General features: G+C 44.3%; 20 protein-coding genes. 9 read left to right on the top strand and 11 right to left on the bottom strand.

Annotated elements, in window-relative coordinates; translation table 11 throughout:
• Window positions 1-125: 125 nt before the first annotated feature.
• The 4 genes from ACT7WV_RS13555 to rph all read right to left on the bottom strand — a co-directional run bounded on the left by ACT7WV_RS13555 (window position 126) and on the right by rph (window position 4,192).
• A complete protein-coding gene (locus ACT7WV_RS13555) occupies window positions 126-848 on the bottom strand; it encodes an acyl carrier protein (RefSeq protein WP_445103400.1) in 723 nt (240 codons plus the stop codon).
• 193 nt (window positions 849-1,041) lie between these two features.
• Window positions 1,042-2,568, bottom strand: a complete 1,527-nt coding sequence (gene bchB / locus ACT7WV_RS13550; protein WP_445103399.1) for a ferredoxin:protochlorophyllide reductase (ATP-dependent) subunit B — start codon at window positions 2,566-2,568, stop codon at window positions 1,042-1,044.
• 309 nt (window positions 2,569-2,877) lie between these two features.
• Window positions 2,878-3,312, bottom strand: a complete 435-nt coding sequence (locus tag ACT7WV_RS13545; protein WP_445103398.1) for a hypothetical protein — start codon at window positions 3,310-3,312, stop codon at window positions 2,878-2,880.
• 163 nt (window positions 3,313-3,475) lie between these two features.
• On the bottom strand, window positions 3,476-4,192 hold the full coding sequence (gene rph, locus ACT7WV_RS13540) for a ribonuclease PH (RefSeq protein WP_445103397.1): 717 nt from the start codon (window positions 4,190-4,192) through the stop codon (window positions 3,476-3,478).
• 94 nt (window positions 4,193-4,286) lie between these two features.
• Here rph and ACT7WV_RS13535 point away from each other — a divergent pair, with 94 nt between their 5' ends.
• From ACT7WV_RS13535 to ACT7WV_RS13505, 7 genes are all read left to right on the top strand, one after another.
• A complete protein-coding gene (locus ACT7WV_RS13535; protein WP_445103396.1) occupies window positions 4,287-4,469 on the top strand; it encodes a hypothetical protein in 183 nt (60 codons plus the stop codon).
• 135 nt (window positions 4,470-4,604) lie between these two features.
• A complete protein-coding gene (locus ACT7WV_RS13530) occupies window positions 4,605-5,072 on the top strand; it encodes a hypothetical protein (protein ID WP_445103395.1) in 468 nt (155 codons plus the stop codon).
• Between the two features lie 204 nt (window positions 5,073-5,276).
• Window positions 5,277-6,737 carry an Asp-tRNA(Asn)/Glu-tRNA(Gln) amidotransferase subunit GatA gene (gatA, locus tag ACT7WV_RS13525; RefSeq protein ID WP_445103394.1) on the top strand — a complete coding sequence of 487 codons (1,461 nt, stop codon included), beginning with the start codon at window positions 5,277-5,279 and terminating at the stop codon, window positions 6,735-6,737.
• Between the two features lie 136 nt (window positions 6,738-6,873).
• Window positions 6,874-7,755: an alpha/beta hydrolase gene (locus tag ACT7WV_RS13520; protein ID WP_445103393.1), complete on the top strand. Its 882-nt coding sequence runs from the start codon at window positions 6,874-6,876 to the stop codon at window positions 7,753-7,755.
• A 385-nt stretch (window positions 7,756-8,140) separates the two neighbouring features.
• Window positions 8,141-10,435 carry a Calx-beta domain-containing protein gene (locus ACT7WV_RS13515; protein WP_445103392.1) on the top strand — a complete coding sequence of 765 codons (2,295 nt, stop codon included), beginning with the start codon at window positions 8,141-8,143 and terminating at the stop codon, window positions 10,433-10,435.
• Between the two features lie 141 nt (window positions 10,436-10,576).
• Complete coding sequence (locus tag ACT7WV_RS13510) at window positions 10,577-11,170, top strand: L-threonylcarbamoyladenylate synthase (protein WP_445103391.1); 594 nt, start codon at window positions 10,577-10,579, stop codon at window positions 11,168-11,170.
• Window positions 11,171-11,278: 108 nt separating this feature from the next.
• Entirely contained in the window at window positions 11,279-12,244 is a 966-nt protein-coding gene (locus ACT7WV_RS13505) for a sensor histidine kinase (RefSeq protein WP_445103390.1), read from the top strand.
• On the opposite strand, the gene ACT7WV_RS13500 is transcribed toward ACT7WV_RS13505, so the two are convergent.
• The 3 genes from ACT7WV_RS13500 to rplU all read right to left on the bottom strand — a co-directional run bounded on the left by ACT7WV_RS13500 (window position 12,192) and on the right by rplU (window position 14,186).
• Window positions 12,192-12,659: a GNAT family N-acetyltransferase gene (locus ACT7WV_RS13500; protein ID WP_445105643.1), complete on the bottom strand. Its 468-nt coding sequence runs from the start codon at window positions 12,657-12,659 to the stop codon at window positions 12,192-12,194. The genes ACT7WV_RS13505 and ACT7WV_RS13500 overlap by 53 nt on opposite strands.
• 723 nt (window positions 12,660-13,382) lie before the next feature.
• Window positions 13,383-13,682, bottom strand: a complete 300-nt coding sequence (rpmA, locus tag ACT7WV_RS13495; protein WP_445103389.1) for a 50S ribosomal protein L27 — start codon at window positions 13,680-13,682, stop codon at window positions 13,383-13,385.
• 84 nt (window positions 13,683-13,766) lie between these two features.
• The gene (gene rplU / locus ACT7WV_RS13490; protein ID WP_445103388.1) at window positions 13,767-14,186 is read right to left on the bottom strand and encodes a 50S ribosomal protein L21; all 420 of its coding nucleotides are present in this window, start codon (window positions 14,184-14,186) and stop codon (window positions 13,767-13,769) included.
• A 407-nt stretch (window positions 14,187-14,593) separates the two neighbouring features.
• On the opposite strand from rplU, the gene ACT7WV_RS13485 reads away from it, so the two are divergent.
• On the top strand, window positions 14,594-15,406 hold the full coding sequence (locus tag ACT7WV_RS13485) for a carbon-nitrogen hydrolase family protein (protein ID WP_445103387.1): 813 nt from the start codon (window positions 14,594-14,596) through the stop codon (window positions 15,404-15,406).
• Window positions 15,407-15,829: 423 nt separating this feature from the next.
• Here ACT7WV_RS13485 and ACT7WV_RS13480 read toward each other — a convergent pair whose 3' ends face one another.
• From ACT7WV_RS13480 to ACT7WV_RS13465, 4 genes are all read right to left on the bottom strand, one after another.
• Window positions 15,830-17,194 (bottom strand): YcjF family protein, encoded by a 1,365-nt coding sequence (locus ACT7WV_RS13480; protein WP_445103386.1) that lies wholly within the window; start codon window positions 17,192-17,194, stop codon window positions 15,830-15,832.
• Window positions 17,195-17,405: 211 nt separating this feature from the next.
• Window positions 17,406-17,873 carry a translation initiation factor IF-3 gene (gene infC / locus ACT7WV_RS13475; RefSeq protein ID WP_445105642.1) on the bottom strand — a complete coding sequence of 156 codons (468 nt, stop codon included), beginning with the start codon at window positions 17,871-17,873 and terminating at the stop codon, window positions 17,406-17,408.
• Window positions 17,874-18,047: 174 nt separating this feature from the next.
• Window positions 18,048-18,593: an NADPH-dependent FMN reductase gene (locus tag ACT7WV_RS13470; protein WP_445103385.1), complete on the bottom strand. Its 546-nt coding sequence runs from the start codon at window positions 18,591-18,593 to the stop codon at window positions 18,048-18,050.
• Between the two features lie 244 nt (window positions 18,594-18,837).
• Complete coding sequence (locus tag ACT7WV_RS13465) at window positions 18,838-19,068, bottom strand: hypothetical protein (RefSeq protein WP_445103384.1); 231 nt, start codon at window positions 19,066-19,068, stop codon at window positions 18,838-18,840.
• A gap of 239 nt (window positions 19,069-19,307) precedes the next feature.
• Between ACT7WV_RS13465 and ftsH the strand changes: the two genes are divergently transcribed.
• Window positions 19,308-21,272: an ATP-dependent zinc metalloprotease FtsH gene (gene ftsH / locus ACT7WV_RS13460; RefSeq protein WP_445103383.1), complete on the top strand. Its 1,965-nt coding sequence runs from the start codon at window positions 19,308-19,310 to the stop codon at window positions 21,270-21,272.
• Window positions 21,273-21,344 lie beyond the last annotated feature (72 nt).

Below are 21,344 nucleotides of genomic sequence, written 5' to 3'. Positions count from 1 at the left end.
TGGAGCGGTGACTAAGGGAACGGATTGGAAGTTTCTGAAGTTGATTGATCAGAGTGTTTGGATTGATAAACGAGATTATTTTATCAATGAAGGGAGTCGAATTTTGGGGGTTTTAACAATGCCGTTTAAGATGAAACCTTCTTGTGAATAAAGAGCAAGAGTTCCCTGATGGTGCAATCTACGGAACCTCTATCTGAATCATCTATGGAAGAATTGAAAAATGATCGAGGCTTTCGAGGCTTTTCATAAAATACAGGCCATAAGTCGTCTGGTATTTCAATATTAAATTCCTCTTCTAGCGCCATCGTCAGCTCAACAAAATCAAGCGTATCACCTCTCAAATCCTTTGAGATGTGACTATCCAAATTCACTTCATTCTCATCCACCTCTAACTGCTCACTGACTATTTTCCGAAGTTTAACAAAGATTTTAGCTTGGCTCTCCTCTATTAAAAATTCTCTCATTATGCGAGTTATTTCGTCATGCAAAGAGGCTTCTTCAGCAGCTTTTTCTTCAGCAACACGTTGCCCTTCTTCAGTCATTCGCTCTTCTTCAGCAACTTTTTCTTCAGCAACACGCCGAGCTTGCTCAGCCATACGCTCTTTTTCTTCAGCTAGCTGATATTTCATAGCTTCAATTCGAGAATTAACTACATCTCTTAGTATGCCTAATTCAACTTTATGTCCACTCTGGCTATAAATTCTGGTGGCTAACTCCCACACAACTTGGTCACAATTAGCCTCAAGTGCTTTAAGACTTTCCTCCGTAGCTGATATGGTTTCGTCTAGGTATTGATTGGCTACCATCTTCAGCACTTTTAACTCATAACCTTTATCTACTTCAGTCACTGTTTGATCTCCTGCAAATCTCTGCAACACTTATGAAAGCAATAGTCTAACTCAAAGAAACCAAAATGCGGCTACGCAACGGCATATCCCTTATACTGCCTCACATCCGGTAAAAAACGCATTAAAAAAAAATGAGAGCGTCTACGTGAAAACGCTCTCATGTTAATTGAAGAAAACTAATTAATTAATTACTCTACGCACCGACAGATTCCTTCGCCGCATACATCACTTCCAGGGTAATTTCACTAATAGCTCTATCCCGTGCAAACTTCTCAGTATTACGCTTCACCTTACCCCGCACAAAACCAGGTACTTTGTTCAATTCTGCCTTAGCTTCCTTATCCCAATTCAGGTCAGAGTCAGCAGAAATACCCTTATGAATTACCTCCTTAGTATCATGACCGCCGAAGATTTCTAGTAAGTGGTCTTCCATTCCCAAAGTGAAGGAATTATAGACCAAATCTGCAACCTGATTAGTCCCTTCATAACCCAAGAAAGGCTTGTAACCAATGGGGAAATCTTGGATATGAATTGGTGCTGCAATCACACCACAAGGAATACTTAAACGCTTGCCAACGTGCCGTTCCATTTGGGTGCCAAAAATAGCAGATGGTTCAATCCTGGCAATCATGTCCCCAATTTCACCGTTGTCATCGCTAACGAGCACTTCATCACAGTATTCGCTCACCTGTTCTTTGAACCAGTCCGCATCATACTTGCAATAGGTGCCAGCACAGACAACATGAATCCCCATCTCTCGTGTCAGAATCTTAGTCATGGCAGCAGCATGGGTATTATCGCCAAAGACAACGGCTTTTTTACCCGTCAAATTTTGACAATCAATTGACCGCGAAAACCAAGCCGCTTGGGAAACATACAGGGTTTGGTTGTCAATATACTCTTCGTAATTGACATCAGCTCCTTGATCATTGAGTATCTGCTGAATCTTGCGAAGGCAACGCGCTGTTTCCACCACACCCATCGGCGTAATGCCAACATAAGGCGTGCCAAATTCTTGTTCCAAATAACGAGCGGCCATCAAGCCAATTTCTCGATAAGGAACCAAGTTAAACCAGGCGCGAGGCAGGTTCTTCAGGTTATGAACTGAGGCACCTTCTGGAATCACTTCGTTAACTTCAATGCCTAAATCAGCCATCAGCCGCTTTAATTCAGTGCAGTCGTGCTGATTGTGGAAGCCGAGGGAGGAAATACCGATAATATTAACCGAGGGCTTTTCGGTTTTGCCTTCTGGTAATTCTCCCTTCTTACGAGCTTTGGCAATATAGAACTGAATAATTTGTTCTAATGTGCGGTCAGCAGCTTGTAATTCATTAACCCGGTAATGATTTACGTCCGCCAGCATGACATCGCCCTTTGCCTCTATCTGAGCGCGTTCTACAAAGTTTTGCAGGTCTTCTTGTAGAATGCTAGAGGTGCAAGTTGGGGTCAAGACAATCAAGTCTGGACGCTCTTCCTCATCCTTGCGGGTAATGTTGTTCACCACTTTTTCCTGAGAGCCACGCGCCAACACAGTGCGGTCAACAGAACTGATGGTAACTGGAGTAAAATTCCGATCCCGTTCCAGCATCGAGCGCATGACGTTAAAGTAGTCATCGCCAATCGGCGCATGCATAATTGCATGGACGTTCTTGAAGGAACTGGAGACGCGGAGCGTGCCAATATGTGCTGGGCCTGCATACATCCAGTAAGCCAGTTTCATACAAATGTTCTCCCTTTGTGCTTTGTGCTGATAGTGTTGCTAAGTGACTAAGAGCAGTGAATTTCAGTATTGAGATTGTCTCAAATTGCTTGGAAACCTGAAACCCTGGTGAGTGACGACTCTTTGGGGGAGTTTTGCGCCCAAAATCCCTGAAACCCTGATCATGATTGAATTACAGCTTGAAACTAAAACAATAAGTCTGTTGCTTTAGTGCGAATAATCTTAATGATTCGCTAAATTTTGCAATGTTGATGCAGTGGTTTGGGCTCCAGAGTAATTTTTCCAGGGAATGACTTGTCAAGTTATGCTTTATTTACAGTGCTGCTGGAGTAGTGCGATCGCTAAATCAACACCATCTGGTTGAACTTGTATAGTATAGGCTTCTGCTTCGATCTCGCGGCGATAGGAGTGATAACGAAGGAAAAAACGACGAGTCATCGGAGGTGGAGTCACTTCTAGGCCAAGGGTACGCAACTGTTCGCCTCCATTACAGCGTTGAGCCGCGTGTACAGCTTCATGAACTAGGGTTTGACGAGCAATTCCTAACTCGAAGACAACTGGATTAATCCAGATAACTTTGGTGCTATTTTCTAAGAGACCATAGGCTCCCCGCTTTGGCGGTAATGCTAGTCGAACCTCAAACCCAAACTGTTCTATAACTTGCTGCAAACGGGAGAAATCGGCATCAGTTGAGGAAGGAACTCCCGTCAGCAGAATTGTTGCTAGCACAGCTATGATACCCATAAATATCTCAGATAAAGAAATGGCACTGCCTTAAGCAAGAATTTAGCCTACTAATCAACCAATTGACAAAAGTTTTAAGCTGTCGCTCTTGCTTAATTTAGTGACATTCCTCTTAAGTGCGTTGTTGAGAATGGGATATCTCTAGCAACTTAGTTAGTTATTGTCAGCTAAGGGCAATACATTGTGCTTCCAGTAAATCCTTAATTCCTGTTTGTGCTAGATCTATTAGCTGATTAAGTTGATCACGACTAAAGGTGCCTGACTCCCCTGTTCCTTGCACTTCAATAATTCCGAGTTGGTCATCCATCACTACATTAAAATCTACTTCAGCCGCCACATCTTCAATGTAATTAAGGTCTAAAAACGGCTCACCCTCCAAGAGTCCTACAGAGACAGAAGCGACTTGATTACGCAAAGGCGATCGCTCTAATTCTCCTTTTTTTACTAATTTATCTAAGGCCTCAGCAAGGGCAACATATCCACCAGTAATTGAGGTAGTGCGAGTACCAGCATCAGCCTGTAAGACATCAGCATCAACAATTATTGTCCGTTCTCCCAATGCCTCAAAATCTATAGACGCTCGTAAACTACGTCCAATCAGGCGCTGAATTTCCTGAGTTCGACCCGATAATTTGAGAAACTCTCGTGTGTGACGTACTGGTGTGGCTCCTGGTAGCATTCTATACTCCGCAGTTAGCCAGCCACTGCCACTGCCTTGTTTAAAAGAGGGTACTCCATCTTGAATTGTGGCGGTACACAATACCTGTGTGTCCCCACATCTGGTTAAGACGGAACCAGCGGCAAAGCGCGTGAATTCTCGTTCAAAACTGATGGGGCGTAACTCGTTAAATTTCCGCTGATCAGGACGCTGCCAAGACATTTTAATCCTCCGTTCCCCATCAAAGAAACTGATTTTTCAACTAACGAAGTTATTTTCTCATCAATCCAACTAAATAGAGCGATTTGGCGAGTTAATGTTAGTAGATGCTCTTGAAAAGTTATTGGATGCAACGATGCAAGTGGTATCTTTCACTGTGATAATAGAAGCTTTGAGTTTTTATAGAAAGTATGGATTTGAGCAGTTTAGGCAGGAACCTATGAAGCTTTACTTGCCTATGAAGTCTATTGAAGAGCTTTGTCATGATATTGGAATTTAGTTGATCTAGTGATCGCCCTTTAGAGGAAACTTAGCTTGTGTTAAGCAATTACGAACACTTTGCTAATTTTTATAAAAAAGGATAGCTTAAAAACGAATAACTAGACGTTATTTTTTTTCTATTAGCTAATTTTTCATGAATCCGCTTATCTTTTCTGTTGCCGAAGGTATTTACAGAATTTATTCCGATGAAAAGGAAAAATCGCGCTATCCCGAACACCTTCCACAAGACGTTATTTTACTCTTTCAGAGATTTAAGAAATCCTATGAAGGTAAGGATATCCAAGGGATAAAAGATACTATATCAGAAAGTTTTCAGGGTGATATATATGGAAAAACCAAGCCTGATTTTCTAAAATTCATGGTGTATAACTTCCAGAATTTAAAATATGGATTAAGTCCACACCTCACAATCGAGGTGTTCAACATTTCCTCTGCGTCTGATAGGGAATTTTCTGCCGTTGTGGATATGCAAGCAAATTTGCAATTTGCAGGAATTATTATGCCTATCAAGTGGGATGCTGGAAAATTATTTTGTGAAGCCAAGCCTGAAGGACAGTATAAATATTGGAGGATTACAAGACTGGTAAGATTCCAAGCATGATGTGTAGCTGAATCTAGCCTCATAATCACGGACAGCTTACCACAGCAGTGCTATACCAACTAAATCCGATTCCTCAGAGTACATCTGTGGTTATTTTGAGCAATATCTCAAAAGCTTCTTCAAGAGATTTGCTTATCTTGCTGCTCTATTCCAGCCCTGGCCGTATACTAAAGTTTGCATTTGGAGTCAATAAGAGGTTCCTGCATGGCATCCATTCGCGAGTTGCATAAACAACTCATCCGTAAAGAAAAATCAGCTGTTGAGATTGCCCAAGAAGCGATAGAGCGAATTCAGACCGTAGAGCCAAAAGTACACAGCTTTTTGTGCATGACTGCAGAACACGCCCTAGAACAGGCGCGTCAAGTGGATGCCAAAATCGCTGCTGGAGAAGAAATTGGACTATTGGCAGGGATTCCCATGGGCATTAAGGACAATATGTGTACGAAGGGAATTCGTACCACCTGTGCCTCCCGGATCTTGGAAAATTTTGTGCCACCTTACGAATCTACGGTGACTCAAAAGCTTAAAGATGCCGGGGCCGTCATGGTGGGCAAAACCAATCTCGATGAATTTGCCATGGGCAGTTCTACAGAAAACTCCGCCTACCAAGTTACCTGCAACCCTTGGGATTTGTCACGGGTGCCAGGAGGCTCATCTGGAGGTTCTGCCGCAGCTGTAGCCGCCGGAGAGTGTGTAGTTTCCCTTGGTTCTGATACTGGTGGTTCAATTCGTCAACCGGCTTCCTTGTGTGGTGTGGTTGGTCTCAAGCCTACCTATGGTTTAGTTTCCCGTTATGGTTTGGTTGCCTTTGCGTCTTCTTTAGACCAAATTGGCCCATTATCGACAACTGTAGAAGATGCAGCAATTTTACTCAGTGAGATCGCTGGTCATGACCCTAAGGATGCCACCAGTCTCAAAGTGGAAATCCCCGACTACGCTAAGTTACTTAAGCCCGATCTTAAGCGCAAAGGCGGGCTTAAAATTGGTGTTATTCAAGAAACTTTTGGCCAAGGCTTAGATCCTGTCGTAGAACAAGCTGTCAAAGCAGCTATCGAACAACTGCAAGAGTTGGGTGCTGAAATCCATGTGGTTTCCTGTCCTCGATTCCGCTACGGTTTGCCTACTTACTACATCATCGCTCCCTCTGAGGCATCGGCAAATCTGGCTCGCTATGATGGTGTGAGGTATGGTTTGCGGACAGCAGAGAGTGATAGCCTCCTCTCGATGTATACCAAAACCCGCGCTGCTGGCTTCGGTGCAGAGGTCAAACGCCGGATTATGCTGGGTACTTATGCCCTGTCTGCTGGTTACTACGACGCCTATTACCTCAAAGCCCAAAAAGTCCGCACCCTGGTCAAGCAAGACTTTGAGACAGCCTTTAAGAAAGTAGATGTTTTAGTGTGTCCTACGGCTCCCACAACGGCATTTAAAGCCGGAGAAAAGACCGAAGATCCCTTGAGTATGTACCTCTTAGACTTAATGACCATTCCAGTAAGTCTTGCTGGTTTACCGGGAATTAGCGTGCCCTGTGGCTTTGATCAACGAGGACTACCAATTGGTATGCAGTTGATTGGCAATGTCTTGCGCGAAGATCAGCTGTTACAAGTTGCCTATGCTTACGAGCAATCGACTAAGTGGCACTTAAGTAAACCGCCTTTAGAGTAGAAGTCTCAAGTGTGAATTATCAGGTTGCAGGTTGCAGGTTGTAGACGCTTTCTTCGGCTTCCCTAAGGACAAGTCATTTACCTGACGTCACATCTTGCACTTTCCTTCTCATAGCTGCTAATTCCCAACAGATAGCATGGCAATTTTCCGTCTACCCTTGGAGAACTTGATACTGACTGTAGTAGGGTGTATTGCGATCGCCTATATCTTGCTTTGTCTTTTGGCGTTACTCTGGCAGAATCGACTCATCTTTTTTCCCTCCCCGGTGATTGAAACGACACCGGCTGACTTGGGTTTAGTTTACGAAGAAGTCTGGTTGCCTGTACAGACCAAGACTGGTAAGGTAGAAAACCTCAACGGTTGGTGGATTCCTACCACCTCTTCGGAAGCAAGGATTCTGCTTTATTTGCACGGTAATGGTCAGAATATTGGCGCAAATGTTGAATATGCCCAAAGATTTCAGGGGCTGGGTTTCTCGGTACTAATGATTGATTATCGGGGCTATGGCCGCTCTGAGGGGAAATTTCCCACCGAAGATCAAGTTTACCAAGATGCCCAGGCTGCCTGGGATTACCTAGTGCAGCAAAGAGGGATTCCTCCCCAAGAGATTTTTGTCTATGGTCACTCCTTGGGGGGAGCAGTCGCGATTGATTTAGCCGTGAGAAATTCTACAATGGCTGGATTGATTGTAGAAGGATCATTTACTTCCATACGCGGCATGGCAGATGACCGAGGTAATTATGGTTTCTTGCCGCTAGAGTTGCTACTAACCCAGAGGTTTGACTCGATTAGTAAAATCAAGTCACTCTCAATACCTTTGCTCTTAATTCATGGCACCAGTGACCAAATAGTTCCAGCGGCCATGAGCGAAGTTTTGTTTGATGCTGCTAATGTCCCTAAACAGCTTTTGTTGGTGCCTGGTGCCGGACATAATGACGTGGCAATGGTTGCTGGTGATCAATATCTGCAAAAGATTCAGCAATTTGTCGAACAAGTCAGGCTAATTCGTAATTGCTAGCAGGCTATGTAGCGTCTTTGTTTAGCGATCGCTATTTAAATTTACTCTTAAAAAAATAAGACTACAAATAATCTGGCATAAACTAATCAACATGCCCTTAAGCAAAGTAAAGGGTAAAAGGTTTTCCGGTTTACGGTTTATTCATAAATACAAAAGTAATTTAAAGATTTAGCAAAGAGTTTTTATCTCTGCATTAAGCTTGTCACTTTATCAATTATTCACACTCTTCAACAGCCAATTAAAGATTCAGTAAAGAGCCATATAAATTATGGCTTTCTTTATAAGTATTGATTAATTTATAGATCAGTGATATTCGCTCTATGAAGAATATTTTTCTCTGGTTATTACAACTTCACTAATTTGACAACTAAAGAAGAAATCATCAATGGCTATACGCAAAGAAGCCGAAGATATGGTGCTGGCAAACTACCTTGTGGAAAAGGGTAACAGCGCTACTTCGGGTGGTAAATTAATTAGTCTTTATCAAGCTGGAAGTTCAACGGGTACAGCCTCTTTTAACTTCAGTGGAGGCAACGGTAACTACGACGTGGTTGTTGGTTACTTCGATGAGAATGATGGTCAAGCCCAGCTCAATGTCAGTATGGCAGGAAATCAGTATAACTGGAGTCTTAACCAAAACCTAGGTAGTGCTGCCGTCAGTAGTCAGAACTTAGTAAAACTAACGATTGCCACAGGAGTAAACCTGACTTCAGGAGAGACAATTACCCTGAGTGGCACTGCTAATCAGGCAGAGTGGGCGCGGGTTGATTACATCGAGTTTATCCCCCTCGCCGATGCCCTCCCTCCAGTAGTTAATCCCGGTAGCATTGCCTTCAGTTCCTCCACTTTCAGCGTCCAGGAAGATGACACAGCACTGCAAGAAGTGACTTTGACCCGCACTGGCGGTACTCAAGGGCAGGTAAGTGTCACTCTCACCCCAACTAATGGCACCGCCAGCACTGCTGATTATGACTCAACTCCCTTAGTTATCAGCTTTGCCGATGGGGAAACTCAAAAAACCGTCGCTATTCCCTTAGTTGATGACAACTTAGTTGAAGCGTCAGAAACGATCAATTTGAGCTTGAATAATCCGACGGGTGGAGCAACTCTTGGCTCTCAACAGACTGCGGTTTTGACGATTGTTGATAATGATACCGCGACAACGCCAGTTCCCAGCAACACCCCAGTTCGGATTGAAGCCGAAAATATGAGCCTGACGAACTACTTAGTAGAGTCAGCAACTCCCGCTTCCGCTAATAAATTAATCACACTCTTCAACTCTGGGCAAACTCAGGGTAGTGCGACGGCTCAATTTACTGGTGCGGCTGGTAGTTATAACGTGGTTGTTGGTTACTTTGATGAGAACGATGGCAAATCTTCGCTCTCAGCGCAAATTGGTAGCTCTCAGTATAACTGGGTGTTTGACCAAAACCTAGGTAGTGCTGCCGTCCGTAGTCAGAACTTAGTAAAACGAACGATTGCCACAGGAGTAACCCTGACTCCAGGAGAGACAATCACCCTCAGTGGCACTGCTAATCAGGCAGAGTGGGCGCGGGTTGATTACATCGATTTTATTCCTGTTGAATATACCCCTCCCTCGTCTCCTAGTCCAACCCCCAGCAACAATAGCGATAATACCGCTAACTATGCTAAAGCAACCAGTAGCGTTACTGTAGACCTCAATCAAGGCACTGCTACCTACAAATTTGGTGCTTTGCCTGACGAAAAGATCAAAATTATGCCTTTGGGTGATTCTAATACTCGTGGCAAGGGTTCTGATCCGGCAGGTTATCGCGATAACTTGTGGGGCTTACTTAAGGATGATGGTTTCAAGATAGATTTTGTCGGTTCCCAGTCTACTGGCTTTAACAGCTTCGATGACAACCATGAGGGACACGGCGGATGGAAAATTAATGATATTGCTGGGTCTGTCAATGGATGGCTAAACACGTATCAACCGGATTTCGTCCTATTGATGATTGGTACTAACGATACAGGTAGTAGCAATCTCAGTGAAATGTCTAGCAGACTGAGTAAGCTAATTGATCAAATTACTAATCAGTCACCGGATACACATCTTTTGGTAGGTTCAATTCTACCGAACACACAAAACCAACAGCGAAAACAGCTCACAGAAGATTTTAATGCCAAGATACCGGGTATTGTTAGCTCCAAGGTATCTCAAGGCGAAAAAGTTAGTTTTGTTGATATTTTTGATGTGTTAACACCCAACGACATTTTGTCCGATGGGCTGCACTCAACTCCCAAGGGTTATGAAAAGGTGGCTAATGTTTGGGACAAAGCACTGCGTAAAACTAACGTTAGCAAAGATATTGCCGACAATATCAAGAATATTATTGGTTCTGACTATGACGATGTACTTGTAGGTGATACTGGGGCCAATGTACTCGACGGCGGTAAAGGTGACGACTTAATGACTGGTGGTGCTGGCAACGATATCTTTGTTTTAGCAGCAGAAAACGGCATAGACATCATTACTGACTTTAAGGTTGGTAATGATTTGTTAGGACTATCTGGCGGTTTAACTTTTGAGCAGCTAACGATTTCTCAAGCTAATAATGCAGAGGATACCTGGATAATCAAGGGCAGTGAACAATTAGCCTTGCTAGCCGGAGTACAACAAAATGCCATCACGTCTGATATTTTTACCTTTGTCTAGAGCATCAGCGTCGTAAATACAATAACCAAGGTGCCGATTAGTGACGTTAGTGATTCCGAATAATGAAACTTAAAATTTTCCCTAGCTGAATTTAAAGTTTAGAGTGAAACAATAGCTGTAAAAACTAACAATAAATTATCAATGACCCAAGTCTCAATGCCAGTTCTGATTGCTCAAGCACGTTTAGGCATGTTAGTCAGTTTTCCGACCGATACAGTGCCAGCTTTAGCCGTACGGCCTGATCAATCAGAGTTGATTTTTGCGGCAAAGCGGCGAGTTCAAGAGAAACCTTTGATTTTGATGGGGGACTCTTTAGAGTCTCTCTTGCCGTTTGTCAAAGGAACTAATGCTGAGTTGGCAACTTGGCAGCAAGTAGCTGAAAAATACTGGCCGGGAGCACTAACGTTAGTTTTACCCGCATCTCTTCAGGTTCCGGCGGCAATCAACCCAACTAATCCTACAACAATTGGACTGCGAGTACCTGCCTCCAACACCGCCCTTACCATTCTGTCTCAGACTGGGCCTTTAGCAACTACTAGCGCTAACCTTTCTGGTGAGCCTGCTTTACAAACAATGGCAGAAATTGATGCCCTCTTTCCTGATGTTTTCACTTTAGAACTAACTGCAGTAGACACAACACAACTAGTGAAGAGGGGTGTACCTTCAACAGTGGTCAAATGGACAGGTAGCGACTGGGAAGTTTTGCGCCAGGGAGAGCTTCAATTAGATACTTAACAATAGGAATGCTGCTCTTGTCTTTTTGAAAAAGCGGCTATGCTTGAGAAGATCTGACTCTTGGGTCGTGCAGAAAAGATTTTAGAGTGAATTCTGGTTGAGTAAAGTATGGGCGAAATGGACTTGATCTATTTTTTAGTAGGCACTGCCTTAGGAATTGTGGTGAGCCGTATCACTCGCTCTCCTAACCAAGAGCCAAATGGGGAACCAGTGGTTTCCCAACCTTCTGTACTTCAAGATGCAGACACCGCGCCAGATATCGAGTCTCTTAAGGAAGAACTCAAGCAAACTCAACTAGCTTACCAAATGGCCGAGCAGATGAGCCAGTTTAAAGGGGGGTTTTTAGCAAGGACTTCTCATGAGTTGCGTTCGCCTTTGAGTAGTTTGATGGGCATGCACCAGCTGATTTTGTCTGATTTATGTGATTCTTCAGAGGAAGAACGAGAATTCATTGCTCAAGCACACATCTCGGCCCAGAAGATGGTGAAGCTTCTAGACGAAGTAATTGCTGTAGCCAAAACTGAGCATGGCACAAATCGCCTGGAAATGCGATCGCTAGAGCTGAGTAAAGTTTTCGAGGATATTTACCGACTGACTCATTTACAAGCGGCAAATCGTAACTTGGAGTTACAATTTGTTCCTCCAGAACCCGAAATTCACGTACTGGCAGACCCCAGGCGTCTTCGGCAAGTACTGGTAAGCATCGTTGATTCTGCCATGGTTCAAATGGAAGAAGGTAGCATCAAGGTTTCGGCTGTGTGTTCTGCTTCTTCTGAAGAAGTTTACATCTGGATAGATATCCAATGTCCTAAAATCCTCTGGAGTGAACAGGTGGATTTACTTGAGTCTCCAACAGACACAAGTAACCAACCTGATCATGCTGACGCTAATTCCTATGGGTTAACCTTACTGATGGTTAATACTTTACTGGAAGTGATGCAGGGACGTTTGGAGATGGTCAGAGTTTCTGGTGAAGATACGAATGGTGATGCTACCAGAAAACTGACTCGACTTCAGTGTACTACGCTCTTGGCAACTCCTGAGGCTGCAGAGTCTGATTTGGTACAGGATTAGCTGACTGGTTATGTATAACCATAGTGGTACTGAAGTTAGACTCAAAGCCTATGTGTTCGTAGAAACTCTGTTGATTAGTGGTCATCAGGTAAACTCTCTCTACTCGCCTCATTTTGGGATGGCTGATCACGGTTTCTACTAACTTACGTCCTAGTCCGGCACCACGATAGTCTGGATGAATGACAACATCCCAAATTGTTGCCCGGTAAACACCATCTGAAGTGCCTCTGGCAAATCCAATTAGACGATTAGCATCCCAAACACTAATGACTGGTTCGCTATTGGCGATCGCTAATTCTAAATCCTCGATTTTCCTCTCTTTTGCCCAAAATGCTCCCAGGTTGAATAGTTCTTGGAGTTGCTGATAATCGATTTGAGATTTGCGATCGCAAATCTCAATATAGCGACGATCCATCTGATCTTCATAATCTTCTACACAGGGACTACTACTACAGTTGATCGGTTCTTGGATGGCACTAAAGTCGGGTTTACTATGGTTAACTGCGGGCAGAATACTTGGCGACATACCCGCAGCTATCATTTCAACGAGCAAGTTTACAGTATCTGTTGGTGACATCTTTGAGCAGTCCTTTAGTTGTTTGAAGGTTGAAATTACCTGAAGCAAAGAATCAAAAATATATCCGACCCTAATTCCCAATTTTTTTGCTTACAATCCTCTGACTATGTCACAGTCAGAAAATTGCCAAAATTTTTGTTTCTTTGAGAATTTCAGGATAGCCAGGTAACCATCTTGCTTTGAGCTAGGGCAGTCTTTTCTTGGTGGCTATCTTTTGTACAACTAGGTAGTTTTTTGTATTTCTCATTACAAAAATAAAACGAACTACGTGGTACTCCCTTGCGATTATCTTAAAAGGATAATTAGCAGTGGGAACTTTTTCTTTCTACATTTTAATGATTTTTTGAAGTTTCTTAGGAAATTCTATATTTACTCAATCGGGAATTAATTGATTAACGTATTAGTAAATTAATTAAGTTCTTTATATAGATAGATCAGGAACTAACAATTTAAAAATAATAGTAGTTAGTTACTGATAATTTTTAACAATTCCTGACAAAAAAAAGCACCCACTAGGGGTGCCATTACTGTTAGGAGGAAAAGCTAAATTTAATTGAAAACTTAAGCTTCTACTGTAGCCAATTCCGGTGTCATAGGCGTCTCGGTTGCAACCTCGTAAACGCTGACTTTCTTACCGCTTTTGCCTTTTCTCTCGAAGGTAACAATGCCATCGATTAGAGCAAAAAGAGTGTAGTCGCTACCACAACCAACGTTGTTACCGGGATGAAATTTGGTGCCACGCTGACGAATCAAGATATTACCAGCTTTGACTACCTGGCCGCCAAAACGTTTAACTCCTAGCCGTTGGGCATTAGAGTCGCGACCATTGCGAGTACTACCAGTTCCTTTCTTATGAGCCATAGTTCCTCATGAGTGTATCTACAAGTTAGCTTTTAGCTTTAGAGAGATTAGGTAAAAGCGACCCAAGCCTCTGGAAGCCTATTCTTATTCTGAAGTAGCTTGCTCGGTTTCTGCTGTTGTTGCGTCATCAGGGGCGCTTTGCTCACTACCTGGTTTTTCCTGTGCTTCTGAAGAAGCCACAAGAGAACCGTTCATCTTGATAGAATCAATCATCAAGCGGGTAATTTCTTGTCGATGCCCACGCTTTTTGCGAGTTTTCTTCTTGGGTTTCATCTTGTAGACAAGGATTTTGCGACCGCGAAAATGCCGCATCACCGTGCCTTCTACTGTTGCCCCTTCCACAAAGGGCTGACCGATTGTTACTTCGCCGTTGTTAGCAACAAGCAACACCTTTTCGATTGTGACACCCTCTTCCGCTTCAACCGGTAGTAGTTCGATGTCATAAAAGCGACCGGGTTCAACTCGAAGTTGCTTACCACCGGTTTCAATAATCGCATAACTCATGGAATTGTCCTTAGAGGTTGCCGTACAGGTAGCTGGTTAAGGTCTTAAACAGTAAACTATTTATCGAGTTCCCCAGCTTTTGGCATGTCTTAAACCTGATCCGAGCAGGGATACACACACGATCTACCATTGTCTTTGATTAACTAATCCTATGTCAAGGATCCGTTACTATAGATTATGAAAGTAGGAATTAGGTCAGCTTATCTTACTTCCTATCTAGGGATGAACCAACTCACATCCTGCGATCGTGGGTTCTGAGCTGCCTCGTAGAGCTGTCTTCTAGAGTTAATTTTCTGAAAGCCTGAAAGGAACAGTTAGAACTGGAGTAATTCAAATTACCGCATTTTCGAGGAATATTATGGGTATAACTATGTATTATCTATTCTGAAAAATTCCCAGCTAAATCCATGAAGTCTTATCTCGCAGCTGCAATTCAAATGACTAGCCTGCCTGACCTCGAAAAAAATTTGGTGCAGGCAGAAGAACTGATTGACCTAGCCGTTCACCAAGGCGCTGAGTTAGTAAGCCTGCCAGAAAACTTCTCCTTCATGGGTGACGAAGAGGAAAAGGTAGCTAGGGCAGAGGAAATTGCTCACCAGAGTGAAAAATTTCTCAAAAAAATGGCACAGCGTTTTCAAGTAACTGTCTTAGGTGGAGGCTTTCCTGTACCAGTAGCAGGCGGTAAAGTCCACAATACCGCCTTGCTCATCGATCCCAATGGCGTGGAACTCGCCCGCTATCAGAAAGTACATCTGTTTGATGTTAACCTTCCTGACGGCAACACCTATTGTGAATCTAGCACTGTGATGTCTGGCACTCAGTTGCCGTCTGTTCATGCTTCGGAAAAGCTAGGTAAATTGGGACTTTCCGTGTGCTACGATGTCCGCTTTCCCGAGCTTTACCGATACTTAGCTCATAAGGGTGCTGATGTTTTATTTGTTCCTGCCGCCTTTACTGCCTACACGGGTAAAGATCACTGGCAAGTTTTGCTCCAAGCTAGGGCAATTGAAAACACCTGCTATGTAATTGCTCCTGCCCAAACTGGGCATCATTATGGTATGCGCTATACCCATGGTCATGCGATGATTATTGACCCCTGGGGCATGATTTTAGCTAATGCCGGAGATAAACCAGGAGCCGCAATCGCTGAAATTGATCCGGCTCACCTTAAACAAGTTCGCAGCCAAATGCCCTCCCTAGAACATCGAGTTTTTGTGTAACACTCCTTATTTTCAGGGGTTGCTAGCATCTCAAAAAAAAACCGGCGGTTACAGCAAATGCCAAACCACCGGTATTTAACAACTGGGAGAAAATCCTAGAGACTTACTTTAACAACCAACTTTAGCGGTAAAAAGCTCTAGTGAACGCTACGTTAATACTCTCTACAAGGTTTATCTAAGCAATTCCTGAAAGTTTTCCATTAATTGTGCTAGTGAGTTTGATCGTAAAGCGCCAAACATCCCTAATGGGCAAAAACCGTTAACCAGTCCTGATTAGATAGATTGCGGATCTGTGCCGCCAGTATCAGAAGCAGAATTTCCAGAGCAAACAATAAACTTATTAAAATAAAGCCTCAGAATCTTCGACATTATTCCCCTCGCTGGAAACCATAGACCTTAGTTGGGAGATTTTCGTCAAACTACTTAGTCATCTCTAGCTGGGGAATCCCCTCTTGAATGCTTGATTCCCTTAAACCTTTCTTTAGCTGACTGAAACGCTTCTTGCATCACAGACTGAATTTTCTCCGGATCGGGTTTCTTCCCTCCCATCAAATCGCCAAAATAAACACAGGCTCCTTCTCCTAATGACCAAGTGTAGGCAGCGGCCCAGGAAGCAGCAATCACGCTGCCGAAGCCCGGTATAAACTTAATTAACTCCCGTCCAATTGCCTGAGCTACGAACCCTCCTGCGATCGCACTGACAACACCTCCGGCTTGCGATGGGGTCAGCGTCTGCCCATACAGTTGCCCTAAAAGACCTACCATTGATACTTGTAAAGCAGTCAGTACTGGCATGGTTGCAAAAGGCAATGGCACTGCGGCTAGTGTGGCTGCCATAATTGCAAATGCCAACATGTAACGGCGTCCGACATCTCGGTAGAGGTTACCCAATTGCTCGCCGGCCTCCTTATCCAATAATTGATAAATGGCGCGAGCTTCTGCTTCGGGTAGTAGATCTGCTAAGGAGTCTCTTAAGGCTTCTAAGCCATAAAATACGGGATGGTAACCGTCTTCTTCCAAGGTGAAGTCGATTAGAACAGCGCTGTCACATAGTTTGCTGAAGGCTTGCTCAAGAGCAGTAAAAGCTCGGTTGAGCTCTTCATAATCCGGTGGATAGGCAGGGTGATTGACAGTGCTGGGAGGGTAAACTTCATGCAGACAAGTAACCGCTAGCAAACAGGGTATGTCTGGATACTGCTGACGCAACTGCTCAGCAACTTGTCGTAGTGCCTCTGTAGCAAAATCATTGATTTTAACCGTCAGAATCAGGACTCTAGCGCGGCGAGTCTTTTGTTGCAAATCACCTACTAGTTCCCCAATAATTGCCTGAGTGTCTTGATTGACATCTCCCAATCCCACCGTATCTGTAAAAATGAGCAAGGGTAGGTCACTAGAAGGATAGGCATAGCGCTCGGTATGTTGTGTGTGGGGACGAAATCCCTGGCCGATAATCTCAGCCGAAACGCCTGTCAGTCCTCGCACAATTGAACTTTTCCCCGCCTGGGGTTTACCAATCAATAGAGCTTCTGTGGTGGGTAGTTCGGCTCGAACAGTTGCCAATATCTCGACTAGTTGAGCCTCACTAACACTAAACCAACCGATAGCCGTCTGTGCTACTTGAGCAACAGGTAGAATTTGCTTCAATCTTCCTGCTGCATCGTTCCAGACATCAGCAATGCGGTTTGTCCAGGAATTATTATCTACCGACTCGGCTTTGTTGTCGTCTGTTGCTTTGTTTACCTGCTGAGAATCTGCTAAGGGTGAGTCAGTATCATGTTGCTCAGTCATTGGCACTCAAACAGTAGATAGGTTCAGACTCAATCTAGAGCTTGTCTATTATTTAGGAATCTATCACGGGGCTTACCATTGAGTGGAGTAATGGCAGATTTCCATGAGAGTTACCTCAGGTAGCATGCCGCCAACTGAGGCGAAAAATCTCTTGCTGCAATCCCTTGACCTTATCCAGGGAGTTTCTTGAAAAACTCCCTGGAAGGCTAACCTAGGCTGGAACGACTTGAACAACCAATGCCCGTCTATCAAAAGACTGGACTTTACCAGCTTGACCTAAGTCAGTAACAATGCGCTCTAGTAGTTCCGCTGCACGGTCGCGATGTTGATGCTCCCTGCCACGTAAACGAATCTGAAATTTAACGGCATCACCTTTACCCAGCCACTCGACGGCTCTATCAATGCGCAAGCTGTAGTCGGACTCACCAACATTTGGGCGGAGTTTGACTTCCTTGAGCGTTGGTTTAGCGCTTTGGCGCTGGCGTTTTTTCTGTTGGTACTGATGCTTGCCGTAGTCCAAAATTTTAGCCACCGGGGCATTTTCACTTTGGGAAACTACTACAAGGTCAAGTCCCACACTGTCGGCTAGTTGCTGCGCCTCGCGGGTATCAATCAAACCGCGATTGTTGTTCTCATGGTCAATCAAAAGAACCTGGGCAGACTTGATTTGATGGTTAATCAGTTGTTTATTAGCGATAATGATTCCCTCTTAAAACTCGATATTTTACTAAGAAGATAATACTAGGGTAGCGCAGCGCTAACTAGCTGGCACCTGACTAAGGTTTGAGAGATTTCAGGGTCATTTGTTAGGACACCTGAAATTATCCCAAGTAGCAGGGAAGTAGAGCTATGGTTAGCCCAAACCCCTCAATCTTTGTGTATTTTCTACTAAGCTTTCAGCAAACTTGTCAAGGCGCTGAGACAGTTTTTCATCCAAAAGTTTGCCATCCTCTCCAAAAGCTTTCCACGCCTGAGCAATAGCAATCTGCTCTGGAATTACCCAGGCGTGAACCCAGCGCATAACTAGTCGTAGCTCATTAAGGGCATTGCTATTGGACTGACCACCTAAAACACTAATTAAACCAGTGACTTTACCAGAGAGTTGGTCAAAACTCATTAAATCTAGGGCATTTTTCAGAACACCACTAGCGCCGCCATGATATTCCGGTGTCGCCAGAATTAAGCCATCGGCTTCCTGAACTGTTTCACGTAGGCGTATCACATCCGGGTAGTCTGGGTAGTCACTCGTCCCGTCACAAAAGGGCAGATTCATCTGGCGCAAATCCAAGATTTCGGCGGATACTCCTAGAGCCTGCACTCTAGCGATCGCTAAAACCAATGCTTGATAGCTAGAAGATTCGGATCGTAAGCTACCACCAATTCCCACAATTTTGCTCATTTTGCCCAAATTCTCTCTCAAAAATTCTTAGTTCTGCACTAGGTAGCTATTGGTTGAATACCTTCTAGATCCGGATTGACGAAATAACCAATAGCAGCAGGTCGAAGTCGTTATGAATACATTTAAAGTATAGCCAGTTTTGCTCAACCTCGTCAAACCTCTGCAAGAGGAATCGGGAACCATAGAGTCACTGACTGACAGATAAACAAAAATGAAATGGGGTTTGTCTTGTGGTTTAGATAGGCTATGCCAAGAAGTCTCTGACTCGACTCACCTCTTCGCGGTCAAGAGAAGCCTTATTTCTGTTAAGCATGCCCTTGAGCGAAGGGTAGAGGAGGAGACCACTCTTAGCCGCTAAAACTTGTCCTCTAGCATTTGCGTTCGCGAAGCGTCCCGAAGGGAAGCATAGCCGCAGGGCAAAGGGAAGGAAGGGAAAATTGGTGAGGGCAAATGGGAAATAGAAAATTGAGACCATAAGCCATATTCTGGTGTGTACAGCTCAATTAACCATTTTCTATTTGCGACTTATCCCAAGTCTTTCCAGGGGGGGGAGAAGTCAAACACCAAAAGATATTTCCCCCAGGAGCTAAGGCAGTATTTGGCAAAGTTAGACTAGAGGTAGTACAAATAACTTCAACTTTGCCTGCAATCCACTCCCGCATAAAGCGCTGGAAGTAGTGGTTGACTCAAGGCAGGACATACAAGGACATGCTGATGAAGAAGAGTTCCTGGAGCAAAACATGGATGGGACATGAATCTGTAAATGGTGTAGTAAAGCAACAGACGGCGCAAAAAGGTTTTAAGGAGCGCGACAAGCAACCCTCCGCAAGAGCCAACTTCTGGCGTCTCGCTGCAAGCTTGCTAATTTTTCAGGGGGTAGCACTGGCGACACCAGTTCAAGCACAGCAGAAAGAGCAGGAATCTTTGAGCTACGGGCAACTTTTGCAAAAAGTTGAGGCGGGCGAAGTCAAAGAAGTAGAAATTGATCCAGCAACCGAAACTGCCAAAGTAAAATTGAAAGGGCAGCCAGATACCGAACCGGCGAGTAAAGTACTGCTACTCAACGACAATTCAGAATTGATCGAGAAACTCCGCGATAAGCAAGTTCTAGTTGATGTTAAACCCACGGCTGATAACTCTGCGGCTTTAGGGTTAGTTGCCAACTTGTTTTTACTACTGCTGCTACTAGCAGGACTAACCATGATCCTGCGTCGTTCCAGTAGTGGATCGGGTCAAGCCATGAACTTCGGCAAATCTCGTGCCCGTTTCCAGATGGAAGCAAAAACCGGCATTCTCTTCGATGACGTAGCCGGTATTGAAGAAGCCAAGGAAGAACTGCAAGAAGTTGTAACCTTCCTCAAGCAACCAGAACGCTTCACTGCCGTAGGTGCACGTATCCCTAAAGGTGTGCTTCTTGTTGGTCCTCCCGGAACTGGTAAAACTCTCTTAGCTAAGGCGATCGCTGGCGAAGCTGGAGTTCCCTTTTTTAGCATCTCTGGCTCGGAATTTGTCGAAATGTTCGTCGGTGTGGGTGCTTCCCGTGTACGTGACTTGTTCAAAAAAGCCAAAGAAAACGCTCCTTGTCTTATCTTCATTGATGAAATTGATGCTGTGGGACGACAGCGAGGTGCAGGGATTGGCGGTGGCAATGACGAAAGAGAGCAAACTCTTAACCAGTTGCTCACAGAGATGGACGGCTTTGAAGGAAATACAGGCATAATTATTATTGCCGCCACCAACAGACCTGATGTTCTCGATTCTGCCCTGCTGCGCCCCGGACGCTTTGATCGGCAGGTGATGGTGGATTTTCCTGATCTCAAAGGCAGGCTGGGAATTCTTGATGTTCATGCCCGCAACAAAAAAATTGACCCGGAAGTCTCCTTAGAAGCGATCGCCAAGCGCACCCCTGGCTTTACTGGTGCTGACTTAGCTAACCTGCTCAACGAAGCAGCAATTCTTACCGCCCGACGCCACAAAGAAGCAATCACGATGCTGGAAATTAACGACTCCATCGATCGTGTAGTTGCTGGTATGGAAGGCACTCCTTTAATTGATAGTAAAGTCAAGCGCTTAATTGCCTACCATGAAATTGGGCAAGCACTCGTCGGCACTCTCCTTAAGAACCACGATCCCGTGGGAAAAGTTAGTCTTATTCCTCGCGGACGTTTCCGCAGCCTCACCTGGTTTACCCCCGATGAAGAGAATTTTTTACTTTCCCGTTCTCAACTGTTAGCTCAGATCACAGGTGTCCTCGGTGGTCGAGCAGCAGAAGAAGTAGTTTTTGGTGAGGCAGAAATCACTGCTGGCGGCGGCAAACCCGAGGGCTGGGAACTAGAACGTGTCACAGCCAAGGCACGCCAGATGGTGACACTCTATGGCATGAGTGACTTAGGTCCTCTGTCGTTAGAAAGTCAAGGAGGAGAAGTCTTTCTGGGAGGTGGCTTAACCTCAAGGTCGGAATACTCAGAGAATATTGCTGCTGCCATTGACTCCCAAGTACGTTCAATTATTATCCATTGCTACGAAGAAGCACGACAGATTATTCAAGAAAATCGCCTAGTTATTGATCGCCTGGTGGAGATATTAATTGAGCAGGAAGCCATTGATGGTGAGCAATTCCGTCAGCTATTGGCTGAGTACAGTCCTCTACAGGAAGAGAAGCTGGTAGTTTCTAACTGAGAGAGCTTATTCGTTGGCATCGTTCCCTAGCAAATTCGACAAGAGATAGGAACGATGTCAATTACCACTTTT

Source organism: Symploca atlantica LB2515 (assembly GCF_052546295.1).
This window is presented reverse-complemented; position numbering and strand designations above follow the sequence as displayed.